Raw genomic sequence first — 8555 nt, 5'->3', positions numbered from 1 at the left:
AGGCGGCGGCGCTCGCCGCCGAGGGCGCGCACGTCATCGCGGCCGACCTCGAGGCGCCCGCGGCCGGGCCGGGCGTCGAGCCGGTGGCGCTCGACGTCGCCGACCCCGAGGGCTGGAGTGCGCTCGCCGCCATGCTGCGCGAGCGCCACGGCCAGGTCGACGGGCTCATCAACAACGCCGGCATCACCAGCCGTGTGCGCCTCGGCGACGTCGATCTCGCCGAGTGGAACCGCGTGCTCGGCGTCAACGTCACGGGCCCGATGCTCGGCATCCAGGCGCTGATGCCGCTCATGCACGCGGGCGCATCGGTCGTCAACGTCGGCTCGATCGCCGCACTGATCGGCCACTACACGGCCGCGTACACGACGAGCAAGTGGGCGCTGCGCGGGCTCACGCAGGCGGCGGCGATGGAGCTCGGCCAGCGGGGGATCCGCGTCAACGCCGTGCACCCCGGCTACATCGAAACCCCGATGACCGCGTCAGCGCCCGCCGCGTTTCTCGAGGCCAACGTCGCGATCACGCCACTTGGCCGCCCCGGCCGCCCCGAGGAGGTCGCCAAGCTCATGGTCTTCCTGATGTCCGACGACTCGAGCTATCTCAACGGAGCCGAGATCACGATCGACGGAGGCCTCGTCGGCGGTGCCGCCGCGAAGGTCCTGTCCGACGCCATGCGCAAGGAGCAGTGATGGGTCACCTCGAGGGCAAGGTCGCGGCGATCTCCGGAACCGCCAACGGACAGGGCCGCGTCGCGCTCGAGCGCTTCCGGGCCGAGGGCGCGATCGTCGTCGGCGGCGACATCCGCAGCGACGACGACACGCCCTACCTCGACGTCACCGACGAGGCGTCGGTGCGCGATTGGATCGAGACCGCGGTGCAGCGCCACGGCCGCATCGACATCCTGTATGCCAACGCCGGGGCCGTCCGCTTCGGCGCGGTCGACACGCAGTCGTTCGAGGACTGGCGCTTCACGCTCGCCGCTGAGCTGGACTCCGTGTTCCTTTGCGCCAAGTACGCCTGGCCGCATCTCAAGAAGACACGCGGGACGATCATCACGGTCGGCTCGACGGCGGGGCTGACCGGCTCGGTCACCAACGACCGCGTCGCCCACTCGGCCTCGAAGGGCGGCGTCATCGCCGCCACCCGGCAGCTCGCCGCCGAAGGCGCGCGGCACGGGATCACGGCGAACTGCATCAGCCCCGGGATGATCGTGACGCCGGGCAGCCAGGAGAACCTGCTTGCGCCCGACCACCCGATGCGCGACATCGCCAGCGCCATCCCGCTCGGCCGCCTCGGCACCGCCGAGGACGTCGTCAACGTCGCGGTGTTCCTGGCCAGCGACGCAGCCGCCTATGTCACCGGCGCAAACGTCGTCGTCGACGGCGGCTGGTCGATCGTGCTCCCGGGCTGACATCTTGGCCCTTGCGGCTGCGCACGGGCTCTGTCGAGATCGTCAGCGGCGTTGTCCGTCGGGTCGACGACGCACCGAAACGAGGGATCAGCCATTGACCGGCGGAGGAACGCGAACCTACTGTCCGGCCGACACCCGGCCTCGGGCGAGCAACGCCCGGCACAAGCGGAGCGTCGATGGAACGCCACGGCAAGATCGCCCTCGAGGAGCACTTCGTCACCCCGGCCCTGGAGCACTGCATCGCACCGGTGGGGTGGCCCCCCGATGCCTGGCGGCGCGTGATCGCCGGCCTCCACGACGTGGACGAGCGGCTGCGGCAGATGGATGCCCTGGACATCGAGCGATCGGTCTTGTCGCTGGGCTCGGACGGCATCCAGGGCATCGCGTCGCACGAGCGCGCGATCGCGACCGCCCGCGAGGCCAACGACGCGCTCGCCGAGCTGGTCGCCAGCCGGCCCGACCGCTTCTCTGGGTTCGCGGCCATCCCGCTCCAGGATCCTGGCGCAGCGGCGGACGAGCTCGGACGCGCAGTGGGGGAGCTCGGGTTCGTCGGCGCGCTTGCCAACGGCTTCTCGGAACTGGAGGACGGCTCGATCGCGTACTACGACCAGCCCGAGTACGCACCGTTCTGGGCTCGTGTCGCGGAGCTCGGAGTGCCGTTCTATCTCCACCCACGCAACCCGCTGCCGGCGCACTCCCGGATGTACGAGGGGCGGCCGGAGCTGCTCGGGCCGGCGTGGGCGTTCGGCGTGGAGACGGGCACCCACGCGCTGCGACTGATCACGAGCGGGCTGTTCGACCGCCACCCCGACCTGCAGATCATCCTGGGCCATCTCGGCGAGAACCTGCCGTTCGCCATCGCGCGGCTCGAACAACGCATCGCGCACCGCGAGGACGTCGCGTTCGAGCGACCGCCGCGGACCGTGCTGCGGGAGAACTTCCACCTCACGATCAGCGGCAACTACCACACGGCATCGCTCATCGGCATCCTGCTCGAGCTCGGGGCCGACCGCGTGCTGTTCGCCGCCGACCACCCGTTCGAGCGCATGGAGGACGCCGCCAGGTGGTTCGACGCGTTGCCGATCTCGCCCGCCGATCGAGCCAAGATCGCGCACGGCAACGCGACCCGCCTGCTCGGACCGGCGATGAACGTCGATCGCCGCGCCGCGCGGTCGATCCTCCGTCCGGATCACTGAGGACCGGTACGGCTCCTCAGGCTCCGGATGCGCGTCCGCCCGACGCGAGGCGGAATTCAGGCGCCGCGAACGATCGCGTCACCCACCCGCAGCGCGTTCGCGATGACCGTCAGGCCGGGATTCACGCTCCCGTTGGTCGGATGGAGCGAGGCGTCGGCGACGTGCACGTTGTCCCACCCGTGCACGCGCCCGAAGCGATCGCAAGCCGACCTGCTTGGGTCATCGCCCATCCGGGAGGTGCCCGCCGCATGCTCGGAGAACGCGGTCCGCTGCAACATGCTCATCGGAGTGGCCGGCGTGAGCTCGCTCAGCCACTCGCAGCAGCGGTCCCGGAGGAAGTCGAGGAGGCGGTCCGTCGCCGGATGGCGGCGGAGCCGGATGCGCGCGACCGCCATGTCGTCCCGATCCGTCACGTCACGCGCGAGCATCACGCGCGACATCGCGTCGGGCACCTCTTGGCCGATGCTCATCGCGCCGATCAGGCTGCGCCGGCCGCTGCGCATCCAGCGCTCGTGCCCCGCCCCCCATCCGGGAGCGCCGAGCTGCTCTGCGACCCGTGCTGCGGCCAGCGGCAGCAGCGGCGGCGCGTCGAACAGCACGCCGCCGCCGAACGGCGCGCCGCCTCCATGGACGAACCTCAGCGTCGCGGTCGTGTGCCCAGGACCGCTGAAGTCGCCCAACCCCTCCGGTCCTCCGTCGGCGAGGACCGACACGATCGCGTGAGAATGGGCGTGCCGGCCGACGTGGTCGTTGCCGATCCCGGAGGCCAGCAGCAGCCGCGGCGTCTCGACTGCCCCGGCGCATACGACGACACGACCGCACGCGATCTCGCGCTCGCCGGCGTCTGCGAGCACCACCCGGACCGCGCGGGCCCGTGATCCGCGGACGACGATCTTCACGGCGCGCGCTTCGAACAGGACTGCGCAGCGTCCGGTCGTGACTGCGCGCGCGAGCACGGTGTTGTGGCTGCCGTTCTTGGCGTCGACGGGGCACGCGTGGCCCTGGCATTGATGGCAGCGGACGCAGGCCGCGCGACCGTTCCGCGGCTCGCTGTTGATGGCATACGGCACTGGGCCGGCGTCCCAGCCGCGCGCACGCGCGGCGGCCATGAACGCCTCCCCTGCAGAGCCGCACGGAAGCGGCGGCATCGGGTAGGCGTCGGCGCGCGTCGCGCGCCCGGTCGGCGCCAGCGGCGCGCCCGACACGCCGACCAGCTCCTCGGCACGGTCGTACCAGGGATCGAGCTCGTCCCGCCCGAACGGCCAGTCGACCAGGGTGCTGCCGGCGGGCACGCCGTATGTCTCGGCCATCCTGAAGTCCTCCGGCGCGAAGCGCCACGCCTGCGCCTGCCACAGACGCGTGCCGCCGCCGGCGCACATCGCGTTCAACGCCCAGCCATGCGGATCCTCGGTGACGTCGACAACCTCCGCCACGCCGTCGACCTCGGCCACACGCGGATGCCCGGCGCCGGGCCCGCCTGCGGCCACCCCATAGATGCCGAGCCGCTTGCCGTGAAGATGATCGCCGCGGAGCTCAGCATTGCTGTAATTCGTTGCGCGCTCCAGGACGAGGACGCGATGCCCCGCGGCGGCCAAGGCGTAGGCGACGGCGCCGCCGCCTGCTCCCGCGCCGACGACGATGGCGTCCCAGCGGTCGGAGACAGACGCGCTCGGTGCCGGGGGAAGCCGACCCGCGGCGTGCGTGCGTTCGTTCGACGACACCGGATCGAACCCGACGCGAGCCCAGCCGGGCGGGTCGGCGCCGCCCGATCGAAACGCGTACTGGGCCTCGTGGGCGATTCGCGGCAGGACCTGGGCGTCCTGCGAGCGCTCCGGGTCGCCGATCATGGACGCCAGCAACGCGTCGCGAGCCTCAGGCTCGAGCTCGGCGAACGTCCCGTGCGACAGCTCTGCCAGCCGCGCCGCCACGCGTTCCAGCGCAGGCATGAGCGGCGCCAGGTCACCGTGGCCCTCGGCGTCGAGGTACTCCCGCACCGCCATGTCCCACCCGCGCTCCGGCAGGATCCGGTCGAACGCGGCGGCGAGGACTGCCCGACCTTCCGCGGTCACGGCGCCCGACACGCGGATCCGCTCACGACAACAAGCCCACGAGGCTGCCTGCCGCGCGTACTGCATGCGCCACGCTGGTGAGCGTCGGGTTCGCGGCCGTCGCGGTCGGGATGACGCCGTTGCCGCCGACGAAGAGGTTCGGCAGCCCCCAGACACGGCACGACGGGTCGCACACCGACGTGCCGTCATCGTCGGTGCCCATGCGGAAGGCACCCTGGTAGTGCAGCGAGCTTCCCAGCGGCATCACGAAGGGCTTGCGCCCCGGAGCGAAGCCGCCGAGCGCATCGGCCATCCGGATCTGGCGCTGCTTGAGCATGTCGATCGTCGCGCGATCCTTCTCGGTCAGCGAGTAGTCGATCCGCATCTTCGGCATGCCGTACGCGTCGACCTCGCTGTCAGACATCACGACCCGGTCCGATGCCTGGATGTCCTTCGGGATCGAGAAACCCGCGCCCACGATGTCCGTGCGATCGGCCGTCATCCGCGCACCCATCTGCACCGGTGAGAGATCCAGGTGCATGACTTGGCTGTGGTACGGGTGATCGTCGCAGTACGGGATCCAGTACACGCCGATCAGCGTGTCGCCCGGGATCGCCCGGCCATCGACGAGGTTGCCGGCCTCCGGGTCGCCCGCCACCTGGGCGACAAGTGCCTGGTCCAGCGCCGCCGCGCCCATCAGCTGGATGTGGTCGTTGAGGTAGCGACCCAGCGCGGTCGGTCGGACGCCGGATGCCCACAGCAGCTGCGGCGTCCGGAGGCCGTCGCAGGCCGCCACGACCACCTTCGGGCGAACGACGGTCTCGGCGCCCGTCGCGACATCCCGCAGCACCGCCTGCGCGACGCGCCCGCCGTCGACCACCAGCCGGCGGCAGAGCGTTTTGGAGCGCAGCTCGAACGAGGCCGGCGGATCGGAGGCCAGCGGGCCGAGGACCATGTCCACCCCGGTCCAATACCGCGAGCCGTCGGGCAGGACGCGGCAGGCCAGCGGCATCGGCTGGACCTTGCGACCTTCCGGAAGCTCATCGTCGAACTCCGCCGACAGCGCGCGGCGCGCTGCCTCTCCCTGGATGGTCGCGGGATACGCGGCGGTCGTGACGCAGAGCAGGTCCTGCGCGCGCGCCAGGGCGGGCTCCCACTCGTCCGGCCCGATGAACGTCGGGAGCTCGCGGCCAGCCGGGTGCGGGCACGCGCACGTCCAATGGGCGCCCATCCCACCGACGTTGGTGGAGATCGCGGCCGCCGACATCGTGTCCGGCCCGCCGCGCAGGGCACGTTCCGGATCGACGTAGGCCGTACCGGGCCGGGCGCGATCACCGGTCGGTGCACGCATCGACATGCTCGCGGCGATCTCGATGTCGGCCTCGCTCCAATCTGGAGCCTGCGAGCGGACCTGGGCCACCAGCCGTTCGCGCTCGTCGCCGAGGTTCTTGACGTTCATCCCCGGCGGGTCGGTGAGCTGTGGACCGACCTCGACCATGAGGATCTCGGTCGACGGCCGGCGGTCGAAGATCGTCCGGGCGAACGTCGCGCCGATCGGTCCACTGCCGACGATGAGCACTTCTGGGTCGATGGAGACCATCGCAGGCACCTCCTCTCGTTGGGCGAGCTCCAGAGGCTCGCGCTGGGCACTGTCCGAGCGCGGCCGGCCCGCGCACCTGAGGATCCCCAGGCACGCGGGCCGCGTCAGCCGTTGGTCACTTCGCGCTGTCCCACGCGGTGTCGATCATCTTGAGCGCCTCGTCGACGCTGACCTGTCCGCTCAGGATCCCCTGCGTTGCCTTGTTGACGGTGTCGTAGACATCGCCGCTCGGGAACCCGAGGGCTCCGTACGCCGTCGTCTGCTTGGCCTTGACCGTGTCCTGCAGGCCGGCGAGGACCGGCGTCAACTGGCCCTGCTTGAACTCGTCGATCGTGGGGACGCCCATGGCGTGCGCGACGAGCTTGGACGGCTCGGGCTGCGCCACGAACTCGAGGAACTTCTTGGCCGCGTCCAGGTGCTTGGAGCTCTTGTTGAGCCCGAGCGCCTGCCCGTAGGAGATCGGCACGTGGGTCGCGTCGGCGGTCGGTCCAGGGAACGGGAAGATGCCGAGCTTCGTCTTCGGATTGGCCGCCGAGATGCCGGCTGAGGCGTCACCGGGGACGATCGACATGAGCGAACCGCCGTTCGCAAGCCGGCCGATCGCCTGCGGGATGTTGATCGCCGCGGCGCCCTTCGGGAAGCAACCCCCGTCGTTCAGTGTCTTGAACGCGTTGAGCGTCTCCTTCCACTCGGGGGATGTGGCGAACTTCACCTTGCCCGTGTCGCGCTGCTCGTTCCAGTCCGGGATCTTGTTGTAGACGTAGTTCGATGCCATCCCAACGACGAAGAGCGCAGGCACCTGGCCGGGGATGCCGATCGCGGACTTGCCCTTGTCCTTCAGCGTCTTGCAGACCTGCAGGATCTGGTCGAACGTCGTGGGCGTCGTCAGCTTGGCCTCGTCGTAGACCTTCTCGTTGTAGAGCGCTCCGATCGGGAAGACGGCGACCGGCAAGGCGTACAGGGTGGGACCAGAGTGGACGATCGCGCTCGCCTCCTCGGGAATCGACTTCGCGAACGACAGGTCGTTCAGCGGCGCAAGCCACCCGCGGTTGAAGAGCAGGCCAAGAGCGTTCGTGTTGCCGCGCCCGGGCGAGCCCCAGACGACGTCAGGCCCGTTGCCCGCCTGGAACTGCGTCGTCACGACCTGGCCGTACGAGTCGATCGGCAGGAAGTTGGCCTCGACCTTGATGTTGGGGTTCTTGGCCTCGAACGCCTTGATCAACGCGCCGACGGGCTTGTCGTACCCCGCCTGCCAGGTGAGCCGGATCTTTTGCTGGCCGCCGCTCGTACCACCGTTGTCGTCACCCGAGTCGCCGCACGCCGCCAGGGCGAACGCCGATGCCACGACGGTGAGGGTCGCGATGGCCAGCCTCCGTGTGCGTGTACCTCTCATGTGCTTCTCTCTCCTCCTGCGTTGGCCGGATGCCGCGCGGCTATCCGGTTTGTCCCTGCGGACGACTCAGCTGCCGACCGGTGCATCCACCGCGAGGTGGCGCCGGACCAGGTCCTGGTGAGCCTTCACCATGGCGATGCCGTCGGGATGCTCGGCCCAGTCGCGCCCCTCCCACTCGCTCGAGATGCCGCCCTCATACCCGCCCTCGCGGAAGACCCGCATCAACTCGGGATACGGGACGGACGGCTCTTCGCCGTTCTCGTCGATGTCGAAGAACTTCCCGTGCACGTGCACGACGCGGGGCATGATCTCCAGCCACTTCTCCGGCGGCTGCGCACCCCAGAGCGTGAGCGCTCGCCACGCGAACCCCAGCGCCTGCCCGCCCGCGTCGCGCGCCTCGAGATCGGCCATCAGCTCACGCCGGGCCGCAAACGCGTCTCGCGCCCCGTCATGGACGCTCTGCCACGTCGTGATGATCAGCTCGAGGACGTCCTCCGGCATTCCACCTTCGCGCTGCTGACGGACGGCGCCGGCGGGCATCGCGCTCACCGATGCGCCGAAGTCCGGGATGAACCCCAGGTACGGCGAGTCGATCTCGTCGTAGAGCTCCCGCAGGGCCACGACGGTCGGATGATCCACGGAATGTGGCGCGTGGATCTCCATCCCGAGCCTGACGTCCGCCTTCTCCGCAGCGGTGACGACGCGCCGCAACGCTGACGTCCTGGCGCCGAACTGGATCCGCATGACGGGGAAGCCCAGCGTGCGCGCCGCGTCGATCTGCGCTTCCAGGCTCTCGACCGTCTCGTCATCGGTCATGTGGCGATCACGACGGCGGGCCGTGTCGACGTTCGCCCCCAAGCAGGAGGGCACCAGGCCGGCCGCGTCGGTGAGCCGGCGAAATCTCGTGGCG

7 protein-coding genes are annotated in these 8555 nt (G+C 70.4%); 3 read left to right on the top strand and 4 right to left on the bottom strand.

The features are described from left to right. The 3 genes from VNT50_RS03720 to VNT50_RS03710 all read left to right on the top strand — a co-directional run. Positions 1-686, top strand: a 686-nt coding sequence (locus tag VNT50_RS03720) for an SDR family NAD(P)-dependent oxidoreductase (RefSeq protein ID WP_325483755.1), incomplete at its 5' end; no start/stop codon positions are given. After that, complete coding sequence (locus VNT50_RS03715) at positions 686-1408, top strand: SDR family oxidoreductase (RefSeq protein ID WP_325483754.1); 723 nt, start codon at positions 686-688, stop codon at positions 1406-1408. The genes VNT50_RS03720 and VNT50_RS03715, both read left to right, overlap by 1 nt. Positions 1409-1584: 176 nt before the next feature. Further along, positions 1585-2604, top strand: a complete 1020-nt coding sequence (locus VNT50_RS03710; protein WP_325483753.1) for an amidohydrolase family protein — start codon at positions 1585-1587, stop codon at positions 2602-2604. Positions 2605-2660: 56 nt separating this feature from the next. Here the strand turns inward: VNT50_RS03710 and VNT50_RS03705 are convergent, their stop codons facing one another. The 4 genes from VNT50_RS03705 to VNT50_RS03690 form a co-directional block, all read right to left on the bottom strand. Further along, positions 2661-4685 (bottom strand): GMC family oxidoreductase, encoded by a 2025-nt coding sequence (locus tag VNT50_RS03705; protein WP_325483752.1) that lies wholly within the window; start codon positions 4683-4685, stop codon positions 2661-2663. A gap of 10 nt (positions 4686-4695) precedes the next feature. Further along, the gene (locus VNT50_RS03700; RefSeq protein ID WP_325483751.1) at positions 4696-6252 is read right to left on the bottom strand and encodes a GMC oxidoreductase; all 1557 of its coding nucleotides are present in this window, start codon (positions 6250-6252) and stop codon (positions 4696-4698) included. Between the two features lie 115 nt (positions 6253-6367). Continuing rightward, positions 6368-7645: an ABC transporter substrate-binding protein gene (locus VNT50_RS03695; RefSeq protein ID WP_325483750.1), complete on the bottom strand. Its 1278-nt coding sequence runs from the start codon at positions 7643-7645 to the stop codon at positions 6368-6370. Positions 7646-7711: 66 nt separating this feature from the next. Next, a partial coding sequence (locus VNT50_RS03690; protein ID WP_325483749.1) for a sugar phosphate isomerase/epimerase family protein occupies positions 7712-8555 on the bottom strand: 844 nt, incomplete at its 5' end.

This window comes from Microbacterium sp. (assembly GCF_035554235.1).
Lineage (GTDB): Bacteria > Actinomycetota > Actinomycetes > Actinomycetales > Microbacteriaceae > Microbacterium.
This window is presented reverse-complemented; position numbering and strand designations above follow the sequence as displayed.

Bases quoted from the DNA above. Each gene is read 5' to 3' on its own strand.
- VNT50_RS03715 (WP_325483754.1), top strand. From the start codon at position 686: ATGGGTCACCTCGAGGGCAAGGTCGCGGCGATCTCCGGAACCGCCAAC.
- VNT50_RS03710 (WP_325483753.1), top strand. From the start codon at position 1,585: ATGGAACGCCACGGCAAGATCGCCCTCGAGGAGCACTTCGTCACCCCG.
- VNT50_RS03700 (WP_325483751.1), bottom strand. From the start codon at position 6,252: ATGGTCTCCATCGACCCAGAAGTGCTCATCGTCGGCAGTGGACCGATC.
- VNT50_RS03695 (WP_325483750.1), bottom strand. From the start codon at position 7,645: ATGAGAGGTACACGCACACGGAGGCTGGCCATCGCGACCCTCACCGTC.